Origin of the sequence: Streptomyces afghaniensis (genome assembly GCF_044327915.1) — a bacterium.
GTDB classification, from domain to species: Bacteria; Actinomycetota; Actinomycetes; order Streptomycetales; family Streptomycetaceae; genus Streptomyces; species Streptomyces afghaniensis.
In genome coordinates this window covers 374,783-392,026 of sequence record NZ_JBIRGJ010000007.1, presented here as the reverse complement: position 1 = coordinate 392,026, position 17,244 = coordinate 374,783, and the positions used below count along the sequence as shown (strand labels likewise).

The window sequence follows — 17,244 nt, the reverse complement described above, 5'->3', positions numbered from 1 at the left end:
TCCACAGGCTCCGTACGGTGCTGTCTCACTCGTCCGGCATACTCGACGGGTGAGCACGATTCCCGAGATCCGTACCCTGCCCGTGCCCGACGGCCTGGAGGGCGAGCGCGTCGACGCCGCCATCTCCCGCATGTTCGGCTTCTCCCGGACCAAGGCGGCCGAGCTCGCCGCCGCGGGGAAGGTCACGGTCGACGGATCGGTGGTCGGCAAGTCGGAGCGCGTGCACGGCGGCGCCTGGCTGGAGGTCGAGATGCCGCAGGCCCCCGCGCCGGTGCAGGTGGTGGCCGAACCGGTCGAGGGCATGGAGATCGTGCACGACGACGATGACGTGGTCGTGATCGTCAAGCCGGTGGGCGTGGCCGCGCACCCGTCGCCGGGCTGGACCGGCCCGACCGTCATCGGCGGCCTGGCCGCCGCCGGGTACCGCATCTCGACCTCCGGCGCCGCGGAGCGCCAGGGCATCGTGCACCGGCTCGACGTGGGCACGTCGGGGCTGATGGTGGTCGCCAAGTCGGAGTACGCGTACACGTCGCTGAAGCGCCAGTTCAAGGAGCGCACGGTCGACAAGCGGTACCACACGCTCGTCCAGGGCCACCCCGACCCGACCAGCGGCACCATCGACGCGCCCATCGGCCGCCACCCGCAGCACGACTACAAGTGGGCGGTCACCGCCGAGGGCAAGCCGTCCGTCACGCACTACGACCTGATCGAGGCCTTCCGCGCGGCGTCCCTGCTCGACGTGAAGCTGGAGACCGGCCGCACCCACCAGATCCGCGTCCACATGGCCGCCCACCGGCACCCCTGCGTCGGCGACCTGACCTACGGCGCCGACCCGACGCTCGCCAAGCGGCTCCGTCTGACCCGCCAGTGGCTGCACGCGGTGCGGCTCGGCTTCGAGCATCCCGGGGACGGGCAGTGGGCGGAGTTCGCGTGCGACTACCCGGAGGACCTGCAGAAGGCCCTCGACCAGGTCCGGGAGGAGACCTACGCATGAGCGTCCCGTCGTACGTGGTGCGGGTCGCCGAGGGCCCGGCCGACCGTGAGGCGTGCTTCGCGGTGCGCAAGGAGGTGTTCGTCGGCGAGCAGGGCGTGCCGGAGGACATCGAGTACGACGCGTACGACCCGGGGGCCGTCCATGTGCTGGCGGTCCGGGAGGACGGTGTTCCGCTCGGGACGGGGCGGCTGCTGCTCGGGGAGGCGGCCGTGGCGCAGACCGGAGCGGACGCGTCCGTGGGCTCCCTCGGCCGGCTGGCCGTGGCCGCCCACGCGCGCGGACTCGGCGTCGGCGTCGCCCTGGTGCGGGCCATCGAGGACGCGGCACGCGAGCGTGGTCTGGCGGCCGTGGACCTGCACGCCCAGACGCACGCGCTGGGCTTCTACGAGCGGCTCGGCTACGAGGCGTACGGGCCGGAGTACTTGGAGGCGGGCATTCCGCACCAGGGGATGCGGCGTTCGCTTTAGCCCGTCATGAAGGGTGCCGAAACGGTTTGTCCCGGGAGTTGCGTGGCAGGCTTGAGGTCAGTCGTGTGAACGTTTGACCTTCCGGAGCGCTGACCGTGGATCAGTTGGCCCTGCTGTTCGTGCTGCTGCTCGGGGCCGTGATCAGCGTCCCGGTCGGGGACCGGTTCAGCGTGCCCGCGCCGGTGCTGATGACGCTGCTGGGCATAGTCCTCGCGCTGCTCGACTTCGTGCCCAACGTAGAGATCCCGCCGGACCTGATCCTGCCGCTGCTGTTGCCGCCGCTGCTGTACGCCGCGGTGCGGCGCACGTCCTGGCGGCAGTTCGCGGCGAACAAGAGGCCGATCTTCCTGCTGGCCGTGGCGCTGGTGTTCGTCACCATGGCCTGTGTGGCCGCCGCGGCCAACGCGATCGTGCCGGGGCTGCCGCTGGCCGCGGCGTTCGCGCTCGGCGCGCTGGTCGCGCCGCCGGACCCGGTCGCGGCGACGGCCGTCGCCGGGCAACTGGGGCTGCCGCGCCGACTGGTGTCCATCCTGGAGGGCGAGGGGCTGTTCAACGACGTGACGGCCATCGTCCTCTACCACGTGGCGATCGCCGCCGCCGTCAGCGGGACGTTCTCGCCCTGGAAGGCCGGGCTGGACCTCGTGCTGTCGGCCGTGGTGGCCGTGGCCGTGGGCCTGGCGCTGGGCTGGGGCGCGAACAAGCTGATGGAACTGCTCGGGGACGCGACCCTCCAGATCGGGCTGACCCTGCTGGTGCCGTACGCCTCGTACGTCCTGGCCGAGGAGATGCACGGGTCCGGGGTGCTCGCCGTGCTCACCACCGCGCTGTTCCTCGCGGAGTACGGGTCCGACGCCGACGACGTCATGACGCGGCTGGCCGGGCACACGTTCTGGAACATCGTCGACACGCTCGTCACCGGCGTCGCGTTCGGGCTGGTCGGGCTGGAGCTGCACAACGCGATCCGCACGGCGTCCGGCCGGTGGGGCGAGTTGCTCGGGTGGGCGGCGGTGGTCGTCTGCGTGGTCGTGTTCGTACGGCTGTTGTGGCTGCTGCCGGCGACCTGGCTGACGAAGCGGCTGCACGCGCGGCGGGACTACGACGAGGACATCCCGGTGAGCTGGCGCGAGACCGTGGTGATGTGGTGGTCGGGGATGCGCGGGGTGGCCTCGGTGGCGCTGGTGCTGGCCATTCCGCTGGAGACCGACGCGGGGGCGCCGTTCCCCAGCCGGGACGAGATCATCTTCATCGCGTTCGGGGTGATCGTGGTCACGCTGGTGGTGCAGGGGCTGACCCTGCCGTGGCTGGTGCGGCGGCTGGGGGTGCGGGCCGACACGGATGTCGAGAAGGAGTTCGCGAAGGCGCTGGCGATCCGGGCGTCCCAGGCGGCCAAGCGCAGGCTCCGGGAGATCGAGGAAGTCGAGGAGCTGCCGGAGGAGTTGTCCGAGCAGATGCTGCGGCGGGCGTTCGACATCGCGGTACGGATCAGTCCCGCGGTGGCCGAGGACGAGCGGCGGGAGGCCTATCGGGAGCGGGCCCGGCGGCTGAAGCGGGTGCGGCGGATCCAGCAGGAGATGCTGAGCGCCGCGCGGCACGAGGTGCTGGCGGCGCGGAGTGAGCCGGGGGCGGACCCGGAGGTGGTGGACCGGGTGCTGCGGCATCTCGATGTGCGGTCCATGCGGTGAGTTCGGTCCGCGGGCCCGCCCCTGGCTGCTCGCCTCTCGTCAGCGCTCCGGCCTCGTAGAGCCGTGGTAGCGGCGCTGCTGGTGCGGGACGCCGTCCTGGGAGGGGCGGTGGCCGTTGCGGTTCGGGGCCTGGGCCGCGTCCGCCGTGTTGACCCGGGGCAGCGCGTAGGGGTGCTCTTCGGCCAGCCAGCGGAGCATCTGCTCGCGGACCGACACCCGCACCGTCCAGATGTCGTCCGCGTCCTTGGCGGTCACCAGGGCGCGCACCTGCATGGTGTTCGGCGTGGTGTCGGTGACGGAGAGGTCGTAGGCGCGGCCGTCCCAGGCCGGGCACTCGCGCAGGATGTCGCGGAGCTTCTCGCGCATCGCGTCCACGGGGGCCGTGTGGTCGACGTGCCAGAAGACGGTGCCGGTCATCTGCGGCGTGCCGCGCGACCAGTTCTCGAACGGCTTGGACGTGAAGTACGACACCGGCATGGTGATCCGCCGCTCGTCCCAGGTACGCACGGTCAGGAACGTCAGCGTGATCTCCTCGACCGTGCCCCACTCGCCGTCCACGACGACGGTGTCCCCGATGCGCACCATGTCGCCGAAGGCGATCTGGAACCCCGCGAACATGTTGCTCAGCGTGGACTGCGCGGCGACACCGGCGACGATGCCGAGGATGCCGGCCGAGGCCAGCAGCGAGGCACCCGCGGCGCGGAACGCCGGGAACGTCAGCAGCATGCTCGCCGCGGCCACCACGCCGACGATCGCCGACACCACCCGCATGATCAGCGTCACCTGGGTGCGCACCCGGCGGACCCTGGCCGGGTCGCGGTGGGCACGGGCATTGGCGTAGCGGCTGTACGACGTCTCGACGATCGCCGCCGCGATACGGATCACCAGCCAGGCGGTCGACCCGATCAGCACCAGGGTCAGTGTCTGGCCGACTGCCTGGTCGCGGCTCTGCAGCAGTTGTGCCTCGTCGTAGAACCCTCTCAGCAGGGCCGCGAGGAGCACGAGCTGGTAGGGGATGCGGCCGCGGCGGAGCAGCCCCCACAGCGGGGTCTCGTGGTGCCGGTCGTCGGCCTTGCGCAGCAGGAAGTCGGTGGCCCAGCCGATCACCAGCGTGAGCACGACCGAGCCACCGACCACGATCAGCGGTCGCAGCAGGTTTTCCATGCCCCCGAACCTAACCGGCTCGCGGGGCACATGAACATGTGACTTCGGCGGCGTCCTGGGTAGTGCCGCGATCCCGGCCCGTCACACCCGGCTGGCACCATGGGCTCATGAACATCATGCTCTTTCACTCGACCCCTGGGCTGCGGCCCGCGGTGCTCCAGGCCGCCGACCGGCTGCGCGCGGCCGGACACGAGGTGTGGACACCCGACCTCTTCGAGGGACGCACGTTCGACTCGGTCGAGGAGGGCATGGAGCACAAGGAGAAGATCGGCAAGGACGAGCTGCTGAAGCGGGCCGTGCTGGCCGCCGCGCCCTACTCCGAGCGCGGGCTGGTGTACGCCGGGTTCTCGCTCGGCGCCTCCATCGCCCAGACCCTCGCCCTCGGCGACGACAAGGCGCGCGGTCTGCTGCTCCTGCACGGCACGTCGGACATCGCGCCGGGCGTCACGGCGGACGAGCTGCCGGTCCAGCTGCACGTGGCCGAGCCCGACCCGTTCGAGACGGACGACTGGCTCAGCGCCTGGTACCTCCAGATGGGCCGCACCGGCGCCGACGTCGAGGTGTACCGGTACGCGGGGGCGGGTCACCTCTACACCGACCCCGACCTGCCGGACTACGACGAGGAGGCCGCCGAGGCCACCTGGCGGGTGGCGCTCGGCTTCCTCGACAGCCTGTAGCCGACGGTTGTCAGGGGCTCACACGGCGTCGTAGACGCGCTCGATCTTCTGCGTGCCGCTGCGCGTGCGGTACGAGCGGGACCACGTGGCGGTCGCGTCGGGCTCGGCACGGTCCGAGATGACGTAGTAGTCCATCTGCGCGCGCTCGGCGGTGATGTCCAGGACGCCGAAGCCGTGGCGGTCGGTGTCGACCCAGTGGACGTGCCGGTTGGCGGCGCGGATCACGGGTGCGGCGACCGCGGAGACCGTGCCCTGCGGGACCTTGACCATGTCGTCGAGGTTGTCGGAGGTGACCGAGGTGACGACGAACTCCGTGGCCGCCGACGGGGACAGCGGGTACGTACCGGCGTCCACCGGCACGTCGTTGGCCCAGGCCATGTGGATGTCGCCGGTGAGGAAGACCGTGTTGCGGATCGCGTTCGCGCGCAGATGGGCCAGGAGTTCGCGGCGGTCGTCGGTGTAGCCGTCCCACTGGTCGGTGTTGAGGGCGAGGCCCTCCTGCGGCAGGCCCAGCAGCTTGGCCAGCGGCTTCAGCAGATCGGCGGAGAGCGAGCCGATGGCGAACGGCGAGACCATCACCGAGTTGCCGACCAGCCGCCAGGTGGTGTCGGACGCCTTCAGGCCCGCCTTCAGCCAGTCGAGCTGGGCGCGGCCGGTGAGCGTGCGGTCCGGGTCGTCGACCTCGCCGTTGCCGACCTTGACCTGCTGTGAGCGGAAGGAGCGCAGGTCCAGCAGCGAGAGGTCGGCCAGCTTGCCGAAGCGCAGCCGACGGTAGGTGGTGCCGGCGATCGCCGGGCGCACCGGCATCCACTCGAAGTAGGCCTGCTTGGCGGCGGCCTGGCGGGCGGACCAGGCGCCCTCGGCGCCCTCCGTGTGGTTCTCGGCGCCGCCCGACCAGGCGTCGTTGGCGAACTCGTGGTCGTCCCAGATCGCCACGACCGGGGCGGCCGCGTGCAGCGCCTGGAGGTCCGGGTCGGTCTTGTAGCGCGCGTGCCGGACGCGGTAGTCGGCGAGGGTGACGATCTCGTGGGCCGGGGCGTGCGGGCGGACGACCGTGCCGCGCGTGCCGTACTCGCCGGTGCCGTACTCGTAGATGTAGTCGCCGAGGTGCAGCCAGGCGTCCAGGTCGCCGCGGGCCGCGAGGTGGCGGTACGGGGAGAAGTAGCCGGCCTCCCAGTTGGCGCAGGAGACCACGCCGAAGCGGAGGCCCGTGACGGCCGCGTCGTGCGCGGGGGCGGTGCGGGTGCGGGCGGCGGGGGAGTCGGTGCCGCCGGCGGAGAAGCGGAACCAGTAGTCCGTGCCCGGTTCCAGGCCGCGGATGTCGGCCTTCACGGTGTGGTCGGACGCGGCCGTCGCGGTGGTGGAGCCCTTGGCGACGACGGTGGTGAACGCCCGGTCCCTGGCGACGACCCAGCTCACCTCGGTGTCCGGGCCGAGTCCTGAGCCGGGTATGGCCTCCGGGACGGGAGTCACGCGGGTCCACAGCAGGACGCCGTCCGGCAGGGGGTCCCCGGAGGCGACGCCGTGCAGGAAGGCGGGAGCCTGGTCGACGGCGCGCGCGGGCAGGGTCGCTGCCAGCGGTCCGGCCAGGACAGCGGTCGCCGCCGCGGCCTTGACGACCGTACGGCGGCGCGGGGTGAGGGAGTTGAGGTCCTCAGACGGCTTCGATGATCTGTATCGACTGGTCACGGACGATCAGGTTACTGATCGGTACGCGCGAGAGCGGGCGAACTCCCGAAGTTCGCCCGCTCTTCACGTGGTGGCCGGTCCCCGACCCGCCGTCACTTCTTGAGGGCCTCGCCCACCACCCTGTTGAAGTCGGCCACCGTCATCAGCGGCGTGCCCTGGCTGTCGGCGGTGAGCTGCTTGCCGTCCATGACGAAGCCCGGCGTGCCCGTGACGCCGTCCTTGTTGTCGTCGAAGGTCTTCGACATGGCCATCGCCCAGGCGTCGTAGGTGCCCTTCTCGACCGCGTCCTGGAACTTCTTGTTGCCCTTCAGGTCCGGGACGGTGTTCGCGACCTTGATGAGGTAGCTGTCGTCCTTGAACTTGTCGGTCGTCTCCTCCGGGTGGTACTTCGCCGAGTACAGCGCGGCCTTGTAGTCGAGGAACGCCTCGGGGCTGACGTTCAGCGCGGCGCCCAGGGCGCTCAGCGCGTTCTTGGAGCCCTCGCCGTTGTCCTTGTTGTCGATGAAGGTGGCGCCGATGAACTGCATCTTGAACTTGCCGTCGTCGATGTCCTTCTTCACGGTCGGACCGACGGTCTGCTCGAACTGGGCGCACACGGGGCAGCGCGGGTCCTCGTAGACCTTCAGGGTCTTCTTGGCCGAGTCCTTGCCGATGACGACCGTGGTGCCCTTGGCGCCCGTGGTGTTGGCCGGGGCGACGACCTTGGCGTCCTTCTGGGCCTCCCAGTGGCTGGGCTTGTTGGCCTGGACGACCGCGTAGCCGATGCCGCCGGCTATCGCGAGGACGCCGACGATGGAGGCGGCGACGATGATCTGCCGCTTCGCCTTCGCCCGCTTGGCCTCGCGCTCGCGCTCGATGCGCAGCCGCTCACGGGCCGCCGTCTTCGCCGCCTGGGTGTTCCGCTTGCTCATGGTGATGTTCTCCGTCGGGGACGCGCACACGTCGTGTGCGGAATTCGAAAGGGGGACTGCCGGTGCTCGAAAGGTGCCTCACGCGAAGGCGGGCGAGCACGGCGGTCCACGCCGTCCCAGACAGTGGGCGAGGATCCGCTCGCGGGCGGTGGGCGTGCGGTCGGCGGCCCGCGACGGCAGCCGGCGCCCGGCCGGGGCCCGCGTCACAGTCACCGCGGCGACCGCCAGCAGCAGCGGCCGGAACGTGGTCGCCCCCACGGCCCGCAGCAGCTGGGCCAGGGCCCGCTCACCCCGGCGCAGCCAGACGGCGGCGGCCAGTCCCACGCCGACGTGCGCGCCCAGCAGCAGCCAGGCGGTGGCCGGGTCGGCGTGCGCGACCGCGGCCGCGAGCCGGTCGGTGCCGGTGGCCCCGGCCATCCGGGCCAGCGGTGTGCCGATCTCGCCGCCTCCGCACAGCACGTCCAGGCCGACCGACCGCAGCGGGCCGGCGACCGGGCCGCCCGAGCGGCCGTAACAGGCGTGCTGCCCCGTGGTGAACACCGTGTCGGCGGCCAGCTCCAGCGGGATGAGCAGGGCCGCGATCCGCCCGAAGGAGCGCTCGCGGCCCGCCAGGGCGTAAGCGATCACGAACACGGTGGCGGCGACCGCGGCCACCGTGCCCAGCGGGAGCGGGACCCGGGACAGCAGCACATGCGACGCGGTGCTGAGCGTCACGACCACGGCCGTGAACAGCGCCGCGCGTACGGCTCTGAGCTGGATCCCGGATATGTCCATAGCGAAAGGAGACCTTACAGACCCGGGATCCGGCCGTTGCGGAACAGGTCCACGAAGGTCTGGTGGTCGGCACGCGCGCGTGCGCCGTAGCCGTGCGCGAAGTCGATCAGCAGCGGTGCGAAGCCCTCCTCGTCGGCCGCGATCGCCGCGTCGATCGCCCGCTCCGTGGAGAAGGGCACCAGGGACTCACCGGACTGGTCGTCCGCCGCCGAGTGCATCGTGGCCGTGGCCCGGCCGAGGTCGGCCACCACCTGGGCGATCTCCTCCGCGTCGTCGATGTCGCCCCAGTCGAGATCCACCGCGTACGGCGAGACCTCGGCGACCAGCTGGCCCGCGCCGTCCAGCTCCGTCCAGCCCAGCCACGGGTCGGCGTGCGCCTGGAGGGCGCGCTGGGAGATGACCGTGCGGTGCCCCTCGTGCTGGAAGTAGTCGCGGATCGCCGGGTCCGTGACGTGCCGGGAGACGGCCGGGGTCTGGGCCTGCTTGATGTAGATCACCACATCGTTCTCCAGGGCGTCGCTGTGGCCCTCCAGCAGGATGTTGTACGACGGCAGCCCCGCCGAGCCGATGCCGATGCCGCGGCGGCCGACGACGTCCTTCACCCGGTAGGAGTCCGGGCGGGCCAGCGAGCTGTCCGGGAGCGTCTCCAGGTAGCCGTCGAAGGCGGCGAGGACCTTGTAGCGCGTGGCCGCGTCCAGTTCGACGGAACCGCCCCCGGCCGCGAAGCGGCGCTCGAAGTCGCGGATCTCGGTCATCGACTCCAACAGGCCGAAGCGGGTCAGCGACCGGGCGTCGCGCAGCGCGTCCAGCAGCGGGCCCTGCGCGGTGTCCAGCGTGAACGGCGGCACCTCGTCGCTCTTGGCGCCGGTGGCCAGGGCGTGGATCCGCTCGCGGTACGCGACCGCGTAGATCGTCACCAGCTCGGAGATCTGCTCGTCGCTGAGCGCCTTCGCGTACCCGATGAGGGCGATGGAGGCGGCGAAGCGCTTCAGGTCCCAGGTGAACGGGCCGACGTAGGCCTCGTCGAAGTCGTTGACGTTGAAGATCAGGCGGCCGTTGGCGTCCATGTACGTGCCGAAGTTCTCCGCGTGCAGGTCGCCGTGGATCCACACGCGCGACGTGCGCTCGTCCAGGAACGGCCCGCTGAGGACTTTCCCGCCACCCCGCCCGGCGTTCTCCTGGTCGAGATCGTGGTAAAAGAGGCACGCCGTGCCCCGGTAGAACGCGAAGGCCGAGGCCGCCATCTTCCGGAACTTCACGCGGAACGCGGCCGGGTCGGCGGCCAGGAGCTCGCCGAAGGCGGTGTCGAAGACGGCGAGAATTTCCTCACCGCGGTGCTCGTCGTCGAGCTGCGGGAACGACATCGCTGGGTGCCTCCTGGTGCATACGTCTCGGGGCGGCAGGTCCGCCCTCCGGCTAACGTGCGGCGGTCCGCGGGAGTGCCCGCGACCCCCGCACGAAGGTACGCGGGTCAGGCCTCCGAGTGTCAGTGTCGAGGCATAGACTTCGACGCTGTCCCCCAGACTGTCCGCAGCCTGTCGGGCCCCATTCCACACATGTTTTCTCTGGAGGCCGCAGCCGTGTCAAAGCCGCCGTTCACGCACCTGCACGTCCACACCCAGTACTCGCTGCTGGACGGTGCCGCGCGGCTGAAGGACATGTTCAACGCGTGCAACGAGATGGGCATGACGCACATCGCCATGTCCGACCACGGCAACCTCCACGGGGCGTACGACTTCTTCCACTCCGCGCAGAAGGCCGGGGTCACCCCGATCATCGGCATCGAGGCGTATGTCGCGCCCGAGTCGCGTCGCAACAAGCGCAAGATCCAGTGGGGCCAGCCGCACCAGAAGCGGGACGACGTCTCCGGTTCCGGTGGTTACACCCACAAGACGATGTGGGCGGTGAACAGGACCGGCCTGCACAACCTGTTCCGGCTCTCCTCGGACGCCTACGCCGAGGGCTGGCTCCAGAAGTGGCCCCGGATGGACAAGGAGACCATCGCCAAGTGGTCCGAGGGCATCGTCGCCTCCACCGGCTGCCCCTCGGGCGAGGTCCAGACCCGGCTGCGCCTCGGCCACTTCGACGAGGCCCTCAAGGCCGCCGCCGACTACCAGGACATCTTCGGCAAGGACCGCTACTTCCTGGAGCTGATGGACCACGGCATCGAGATCGAGCACCGGGTCCGCGACGGCCTGCTGGAGATCGCCAAGAAGCTCGGCATCCCCCCGCTGGTCACGAACGACTCCCACTACACCTACTCGCACGAGGCGAGCGCCCACGACGCCCTGCTGTGCATCCAGACGGGCAAGAACCTCTCCGACCCCGACCGCTTCAGGTTCGACGGCACCGGCTACTACCTGAAGTCGACGGACGAGATGTACGCCATCGACTCCTCGGACGCCTGGCAGGAGGGCTGCGCCAACACCCGGCTGATCGCCGAGATGGTCGACACCACGGGCATGTTCGAAAAGCGCGACCTGATGCCCAAGTTCGACATCCCCGAGGGGTACACGGAGGTCAGCTGGTTCCGCGAGGAGACCCTGCGCGGCATGCACCGCCGCTTCCCGGACGGCATCCCGGACGACCGCATGAAGCAGGTCGAGTACGAGATGGACACCATCATCTCGATGGGCTTCCCGGGCTACTTCCTCGTGGTCGCCGACTTCATCATGTGGGCCAAGAAGCAGGGCATCGCGGTCGGCCCGGGCCGGGGATCCGCGGCCGGCTCGATCGTCGCCTACGCCCTCGGCATCACCGACCTCGACCCCATCCCGCACGGCCTGATCTTCGAGCGGTTCCTCAACCCCGAGCGCATCTCCATGCCCGATGTCGACATCGACTTCGACGAGCGCCGGCGCGTCGAGGTGATCCGGTACGTGACGGAGAAGTACGGCGCCGACAAGGTCGCCATGATCGGCACGTACGGCACCATCAAGGCCAAGAACGCGATCAAGGACTCCGCGCGCGTGCTGGGCTACCCGTACGCGATGGGCGACCGCCTCACCAAGGCGATGCCCGCCGACGTCCTCGGCAAGGGCATCAACCTCGACGGCATCACCAACCCCGAGCACCCCCGCTACTCGGAGGCGGGCGAGATCCGGGCGATGTATGAGAACGAGCCGGACGTGAAGAAGGTCATCGACACCGCCAAGGGCGTCGAGGGCCTGGTCCGGCAGATGGGTGTGCACGCCGCCGGCGTGATCATGTCCAGCGAGACCATCACCGACCACGTCCCGGTCTGGGTCAGGCACACCGACGGCGTGACCATCACGCAGTGGGACTACCCGAGCTGTGAGTCGCTCGGCCTGCTGAAGATGGACTTCCTCGGTCTGCGCAACCTGACGATCATGGACGACGCCGTCAAGATGGTGAAGTCCAACAAGGGGATCGACATCGATCTCCTGAGCCTCCCGCTCGACGATCCCACGACCTTCGAACTGCTCCAGCGCGGCGACACCCTCGGCGTCTTCCAGTTCGACGGCGGACCCATGCGCTCCCTGCTCCGGCTGATGAAGCCGGACAACTTCGAAGACATCTCCGCCGTGTCGGCCCTGTACCGCCCGGGCCCGATGGGCATGAACTCCCACACGAACTACGCGCTGCGCAAGAACGGGCAGCAGGAGATCACGCCGATCCACCCCGAGCTGGAGGAGCCGCTCAAGGAGGTCCTGGACGTCACCTACGGCCTGATCGTCTACCAGGAGCAGGTGCAGAAGGCCGCCCAGATCATCGCCGGCTACTCGCTCGGCGAGGCCGACATCCTCCGCCGCGTGATGGGCAAGAAGAAGCCCGAGGAACTGGCGAAGAACTTCGTGCTGTTCCAGGAGGGCGCCCGCAAGAAGGGCTACAGCGACGAGGCGATCCAGGCGCTCTGGGACGTGCTGGTGCCCTTCGCCGGCTACGCGTTCAACAAGGCGCACTCCGCCGCGTACGGACTGGTCTCGTACTGGACGGCGTACCTCAAGGCGAACCACCCCGCCGAGTACATGGCCGCGCTCCTCACGTCCGTGAAGGACGACAAGGACAAGTCGGCCGTCTACCTCAACGAGTGCCGCCGCATGGGCATCAAGGTGCTCCCGCCGGACGTCAACGAGTCGATGTCCAACTTCGCGGCCCAGGGCGACGACGTGATCCTCTTCGGCCTCTCCGCCGTCCGCAACGTCGGTACGAACGTCGTCGAGTCGATCATCAGGTGCCGCAAGGCCAAGGGGAAGTACGTCTCCTTCCCGGACTACCTCGACAAGGTGGAGGCGGTGGTCTGCAACAAGCGCACCACCGAGTCCCTGATCAAGGCCGGCGCCTTCGACGCGATGGGCCACACCCGCAAGGGGCTGACCGCGCAGTACGAGCCGATGATCGACAACGTGGTCGCGGTCAAGCGCAAGGAGGCCGAGGGGCAGTTCGACCTCTTCGGCGGCATGGGCGAGGCCGAGAGCAGCGAGCCGGGCTTCGGGCTCGACGTGGAGTTCACCACCGAGGAGTGGGACAAGACCTATCTGCTCGCCCAGGAGCGGGAGATGCTCGGTCTGTACGTCTCCGACCACCCGCTGTTCGGCCTGGAGCACATCCTGTCCGACAAGGCCGACGCGGGAATCTCCCAGCTGACCGGCGGTGAGCACTCCGACGGCGCGGTCGTCACCATCGGCGGCATCATCTCCGGCCTGCAGCGCAAGATGACCAAGCAGGGCAACGCATGGGCCATCGCCACCGTCGAGGACCTCGCGGGCTCGATCGAGTGCATGTTCTTCCCGGCGACGTACCAGCTCGTCTCGACCCAACTCGTCGAGGACGCCGTGGTGTTCGTCAAGGGCCGCCTCGACAAGCGCGAGGACGTGCCGCGGCTGGTCGCGATGGAGCTGCAGGTCCCCGACCTGTCCAACGCCGGCACCAACGCGCCCGTCGTGCTCACCATCCCGGCCACGCGCGTCACTCCGCCGCTGGTCAGCCGCCTCGGCGAGGTGCTCAGCCACCACAAGGGCGACAGTGAGGTCCGCATCAGGCTCCAGGGGCCGACCAAGACGACCGTGCTGCGGCTGGACCGGCACCGGGTGAAGCCGGATCCGGCGCTCTTCGGTGACCTGAAGGTGCTCCTCGGTCCGTCCTGCCTGGCGGGATGACCCAGGGGGTGTCCGCGGACGGCGCTTGAGGCGCGTGAGGGGCGTACCCGGTACCTGGTACGCCCCTCGCGCATGTGCGTGGGTCCCAACAACCCGTCACACAGATGTCAGTTGTGGCCGAAGCTGCGCTTCCGCTTGCGGGACGCCACGTCACCGGGGGTCAGCTCGACCTCGGGCTGGGGCTCCGCCTCGGCCGCGGGGCTGCGGTCCGCGCGCTGTCCGCGCTCGGTCGGACGCTGCTGCTTACGGTCACGGTTCTTGTTCTTGGCCATGGTGATGCCTCCTGTGGGGGATCTAGGGGCCAGGGCCGGGACCAGATTCACACAGGCCGACAACGATCGCATGTCGGACAATTACCCTGCGTGACAGGGGTAGTCGGAGCAGACCGGAGCGAAACGCCACGCCGAAGATCGAGTTCCGGCCGTTAACCTCCGCGCCGTCGGGCAGACTCGAAGCAAGCCCGAAGCAAACCTCCCGGGAAGAGGGTGAGTCGTGTGGACCGCTGCATCGTCCTGGTGGACGCGGGGTATCTGCTGGGGGCGGCGGCGAGTCTCCTCGCCGGGGAGCCCTCACGATCCCGGATCACCGTCGACCACACCGCCCTCATCCAGGGGCTGCGCGAGCGCGCCGAGTCGGACACGCAGCAGCCGCTGCTGCGGATCTACTGGTTCGACGGCGCCCCCGACCGCGTCCCGCAGCCCGAGCACCGCAGGCTGCGCGTGATGCCCCGGGTCACCGTCCGGCTGGGCGCGCTGACCCGCAGCGACGGCCGCTGGGCACAGAAGGGCGTGGACGCCGCGATGCACGCCGAGCTCACCGAGCTGGCCCGCAACCGCGCCTGCTCCGACGTCGTCCTCGTCACCGGCGACGGCGACCTGCTGCCCGGCATGATGGCCGCCAAGGAGCACGGCGTCGCCGTCCACCTGTGGGCCGTGCAGGCCGCCGACGGCGACTACAACCAGTCCGAGGACCTGGTCGCCGAGGCCGACGAGCGGCGCGTCCTGGACCGGACCTGGATCACCAAGGCCGTCCGCGCCAAGGAGCACACCGGCGTCTGCGCCCCGCAGCCCCCGACCCGGCCCGAGATCGCCGCGATCCTCTCGGCCCCGCTGCCCGAGTCCGCGCTCGCCGCCGCGGCCGAGCGCCCCGCACCGCAGCCACAGCACCCCGCGGCCGACCCCGGGCAGAACGGCGCGGAGGAACGGGCACCCGCCCCCAAAGGCGTCCCCACACCCAAAGACCTGGCCGCCCTGCGCGCCCCCGGCCCCCAGTCCGCCCAGCAGCCCGCCGCCACCCTCCGCTGGTCCTCCGACAAGGGCTGGGTCGACCGGCCCACGGCCGAGCCCCCCGAGGCCGCCTCGATGCCGACGCTCGCCCAGCTGACCACGGCGGAGCAGCGGTGGGCCGACCGCGAGGAGGACATCACCACCGTCGGCGGCGACCCCTACGAGGTGGGGCAGGTCTTCGCCCGGCGCTGGGTCGAGCGCCTCGGCGACCAGAGCCACCTCCAGAAACTGTCCGGGATGTACCCGCGCATCCCGCACCGCGTCGACGGGGAGCTGCTGCGCTACGCGGCCCGCTTCGGCCTGCTCGCCCACAAGGACGACCAGATCGACGAGCGGGACCGGTACGCCATCCGGGCCGGCTTCTGGAAGGAGATCGGCGTGCGCACGGGAGTGGAGCACGCGCCCGTCGGCGAATGAGAACTTTGCTGACGGATTTCCCGTTGTGGACCGACCCGAGAGCGGACCGGGGCAGCCGACCCCGTAGTCTCGTTGCTTGTGAGTAAGCGCGCGGCACAGGCATTTCGGCACGATGGTGACGTCGTGTGCGCGGTGCGCGGGCTGACCAAGACCTATCCGGCCGTACGCGGCCGGCGCGGCGCGCCCGGAACGCCCGAGGTCCGCGCCACGGACGACGTGACCCTCGACATCCGGCGCGGCGAGATCTTCGGCCTGCTCGGGCCGAACGGCGCCGGCAAGTCCACCCTCGTACGGCAGCTCACCGGGCTGATGCGGCCCGACCGCGGCGGCGTGGACATCCTCGGGCACGACATCGTGCGCCACCCGGAGCGGGCCGCGCGGATCCTCGCCTACCTCGGCCAGGAGTCCACCGCCCTCGACGAGCTGACCGTGTCGCTCGCCGCCGAGACCACCGGGCGGCTGCGCGGTCTGGACGTACGGCGGGCGCGGGCCGAGCGGGACGACGTACTCGACGAGCTGGGGCTCGCGCCGCTCGCCGGGCGGCCGCTGAAGAAGCTCTCCGGGGGCCAGCGGCGCCTGGCGTGCTTCGCCGCGGCGCTGGTGGGGGAGCGGCCGCTGCTCGTGCTCGACGAGCCGACCACCGGCATGGACCCGGTGGCGCGGCGGGCCGTGTGGTCCGCCGTCGACCGGCGGCGGGCCGAGCGCGGGACGACCGTGCTGCTCGTCACCCACAACGTCATCGAGGCCGAGACCGTGCTGGACCGGGTGGCCGTCCTCGACCGGGGGCGGGTGATCGCCTGCGACACCCCGGCCGGGCTCAAGGAGCAGGTCGCCGGCGAGGTGCGGGTCGACCTGGTGTGGCGGGACGCGGCGCCGCTGCACGTCCCCGAGGTGGCCGCGCTGCGGGACCGCGCCGTGGAGTCGGGACGCCTGTGGACGCTCCGGCTCGGACCCGACGAGGCCCGGGCGGTCGTCGCCACCGTCACCGGAGGGGCCGCCTTCGCAGCCCTGGACGACTTCACGCTGGCCACGCCGAGTCTGGAGGACGTGTACCTGGCCCTGGGCGGTGCCGTGCAGCAGGGGCTGGTGAAGGCGTGAGGAGCAACGAGGCCTTGAGTACACGGGCCGCCGCATACGTACCGAACACATACGTACCGAACAGGGCGACTGCCGCAGTGGACCCGACGAAGGGGAGCAGCGCGACGTGAGTGTCGTACCCGCCGATGTCCTGCCGGGCAGTGCGCTGCCCGTGGACGAGCCCGCCGCGTGCGCGGCCGAGCTCGGGCCCCGGGCGCGGCTGTGGCCGTCGCTGGCGGCCGTGTACCGGGCGCAGCTGTCCCGGGCGCGGGTCGCGCGGATCCCGCTGCTGTTCGTGGCGACGTTCCAGTCGGTCGGGATCATGATCCTGATGCGCGGGGTCGTGGACGACGGGTCGGAGGCGCAGGCCGTCGTCGCCGGGTCGTCCGTGCTGGTGGTGGCCTTCGTCGCGCTGAACCTGCTCGCGCAGTACTTCGGGCAGCTGCGGGCCAGCGGCGGGCTCGACCACTACGCGACGCTGCCGGTGCCGCCGGCGGCGGTGGTGCTGGGTGCGGCGGGCGCGTACGCGTCGTTCACCGTGCCGGGGACCCTCGTGACGGCGGTGTTCGGCTGTGTGCTGTTCGGGCTGCCGCTGGCCCATCTGTGGATCCTGGTGGCCGTGATCCCGCTGGCGGGCGCCGCGCTCGCCGGGCTGGGGGCGGCGCTCGGGCTGCTCGCACCCCGGCCGGAACTGGCCACGCTGCTCGGGCAGCTGGGCATGTCGGCGGCGCTGCTGCTGGGTGTGCTGCCGGCCGAGCGGATGCCGGAGGCCGTGCGTTTCACGCGGGACCTGCTGCCGTCGACGTACGGCGTCGAGGCCTTCGCGCGGACGTTCGGGCCGCATCCCGACTGGGCCTTCGTGCTCGGTGACCTCGCCGTGTGCGGGTTCGTGGGTGTCGTCTCGCTGGCCGTGGCGACCTGGGCGTACCGCCGGGCGGCCGTCCGGTGAGCGGGGAGGGATCGTCCGGTGACGCGGGGCACAGGCG

14 protein-coding genes are annotated in these 17,244 nt (G+C 70.8%); 8 read left to right on the top strand and 6 right to left on the bottom strand.

The window, feature by feature from the left end:
* Positions 1–49: 49 nt before the first annotated feature.
* From ACH4G3_RS27585 to ACH4G3_RS27575, 3 genes are all read left to right on the top strand, one after another.
* Positions 50–994 carry an RluA family pseudouridine synthase gene (locus ACH4G3_RS27585; protein WP_397627038.1) on the top strand — a complete coding sequence of 315 codons (945 nt, stop codon included), beginning with the start codon at positions 50–52 and terminating at the stop codon, positions 992–994.
* On the top strand, positions 991–1,461 hold the full coding sequence (locus ACH4G3_RS27580) for a GNAT family N-acetyltransferase (protein WP_397627037.1): 471 nt from the start codon (positions 991–993) through the stop codon (positions 1,459–1,461). Before ACH4G3_RS27585 ends, ACH4G3_RS27580 begins: the two co-directional genes overlap by 4 nt.
* 95 nt (positions 1,462–1,556) lie before the next feature.
* Positions 1,557–3,143 (top strand): Na+/H+ antiporter, encoded by a 1,587-nt coding sequence (locus ACH4G3_RS27575; protein ID WP_397627036.1) that lies wholly within the window; start codon positions 1,557–1,559, stop codon positions 3,141–3,143.
* Between the two features lie 39 nt (positions 3,144–3,182).
* Here the strand turns inward: ACH4G3_RS27575 and ACH4G3_RS27570 are convergent, their stop codons facing one another.
* Positions 3,183–4,307 carry a mechanosensitive ion channel family protein gene (locus tag ACH4G3_RS27570; protein WP_397627035.1) on the bottom strand — a complete coding sequence of 375 codons (1,125 nt, stop codon included), beginning with the start codon at positions 4,305–4,307 and terminating at the stop codon, positions 3,183–3,185.
* 107 nt (positions 4,308–4,414) lie between these two features.
* On the opposite strand from ACH4G3_RS27570, the gene ACH4G3_RS27565 reads away from it, so the two are divergent.
* Complete coding sequence (locus tag ACH4G3_RS27565) at positions 4,415–4,984, top strand: dienelactone hydrolase family protein (RefSeq protein WP_397627034.1); 570 nt, start codon at positions 4,415–4,417, stop codon at positions 4,982–4,984.
* An 18-nt stretch (positions 4,985–5,002) separates the two neighbouring features.
* Here the strand turns inward: ACH4G3_RS27565 and ACH4G3_RS27560 are convergent, their stop codons facing one another.
* The 4 genes from ACH4G3_RS27560 to ACH4G3_RS27545 form a co-directional block, all read right to left on the bottom strand.
* Positions 5,003–6,673 carry an alkaline phosphatase D family protein gene (locus tag ACH4G3_RS27560; RefSeq protein ID WP_397627033.1) on the bottom strand — a complete coding sequence of 557 codons (1,671 nt, stop codon included), beginning with the start codon at positions 6,671–6,673 and terminating at the stop codon, positions 5,003–5,005.
* 92 nt (positions 6,674–6,765) lie between these two features.
* A complete protein-coding gene (locus tag ACH4G3_RS27555; protein ID WP_354738869.1) occupies positions 6,766–7,584 on the bottom strand; it encodes a DsbA family protein in 819 nt (272 codons plus the stop codon).
* Between the two features lie 78 nt (positions 7,585–7,662).
* Positions 7,663–8,358 (bottom strand): hypothetical protein, encoded by a 696-nt coding sequence (locus tag ACH4G3_RS27550; protein WP_397620046.1) that lies wholly within the window; start codon positions 8,356–8,358, stop codon positions 7,663–7,665.
* Between the two features lie 14 nt (positions 8,359–8,372).
* The gene (locus tag ACH4G3_RS27545; RefSeq protein WP_397627032.1) at positions 8,373–9,722 is read right to left on the bottom strand and encodes a DUF2252 domain-containing protein; all 1,350 of its coding nucleotides are present in this window, start codon (positions 9,720–9,722) and stop codon (positions 8,373–8,375) included.
* A 216-nt stretch (positions 9,723–9,938) separates the two neighbouring features.
* Here ACH4G3_RS27545 and dnaE point away from each other — a divergent pair, with 216 nt between their 5' ends.
* Entirely contained in the window at positions 9,939–13,478 is a 3,540-nt protein-coding gene (gene dnaE, locus ACH4G3_RS27540; protein ID WP_397627031.1) for a DNA polymerase III subunit alpha, read from the top strand.
* A 107-nt stretch (positions 13,479–13,585) separates the two neighbouring features.
* Here the strand turns inward: dnaE and ACH4G3_RS27535 are convergent, their stop codons facing one another.
* Positions 13,586–13,750: a hypothetical protein gene (locus tag ACH4G3_RS27535; protein WP_020277572.1), complete on the bottom strand. Its 165-nt coding sequence runs from the start codon at positions 13,748–13,750 to the stop codon at positions 13,586–13,588.
* Between the two features lie 222 nt (positions 13,751–13,972).
* On the opposite strand from ACH4G3_RS27535, the gene ACH4G3_RS27530 reads away from it, so the two are divergent.
* The 3 genes from ACH4G3_RS27530 (at position 13,973) to ACH4G3_RS27520 (ending at position 17,207) form a co-directional block, all read left to right on the top strand.
* Positions 13,973–15,181 carry an NYN domain-containing protein gene (locus ACH4G3_RS27530; protein WP_397627030.1) on the top strand — a complete coding sequence of 403 codons (1,209 nt, stop codon included), beginning with the start codon at positions 13,973–13,975 and terminating at the stop codon, positions 15,179–15,181.
* 123 nt (positions 15,182–15,304) lie between these two features.
* On the top strand, positions 15,305–16,279 hold the full coding sequence (locus ACH4G3_RS27525; protein WP_397627029.1) for an ABC transporter ATP-binding protein: 975 nt from the start codon (positions 15,305–15,307) through the stop codon (positions 16,277–16,279).
* Positions 16,280–16,385: 106 nt separating this feature from the next.
* Positions 16,386–17,207, top strand: coding sequence for an ABC transporter permease (locus tag ACH4G3_RS27520; protein WP_397627028.1), 822 nt, complete (start codon positions 16,386–16,388; stop codon positions 17,205–17,207).
* The last annotated feature ends 37 nt before the right edge of the window (positions 17,208–17,244 follow it).

Coding starts and splice junctions, on each gene's coding strand:
- ACH4G3_RS27555 (WP_354738869.1), bottom strand. CDS start 7,584: ATGAGCAAGCGGAACACCCAGGCGGCGAAGACGGCGGCCCGTGAGCGG.
- ACH4G3_RS27550 (WP_397620046.1), bottom strand. CDS start 8,358: ATGGACATATCCGGGATCCAGCTCAGAGCCGTACGCGCGGCGCTGTTC.
- ACH4G3_RS27545 (WP_397627032.1), bottom strand. CDS start 9,722: ATGTCGTTCCCGCAGCTCGACGACGAGCACCGCGGTGAGGAAATTCTC.
- ACH4G3_RS27565 (WP_397627034.1), top strand. CDS start 4,415: ATGAACATCATGCTCTTTCACTCGACCCCTGGGCTGCGGCCCGCGGTG.
- ACH4G3_RS27535 (WP_020277572.1), bottom strand. CDS start 13,750: ATGGCCAAGAACAAGAACCGTGACCGTAAGCAGCAGCGTCCGACCGAG.
- ACH4G3_RS27580 (WP_397627037.1), top strand. CDS start 991: ATGAGCGTCCCGTCGTACGTGGTGCGGGTCGCCGAGGGCCCGGCCGAC.
- ACH4G3_RS27570 (WP_397627035.1), bottom strand. CDS start 4,307: ATGGAAAACCTGCTGCGACCGCTGATCGTGGTCGGTGGCTCGGTCGTG.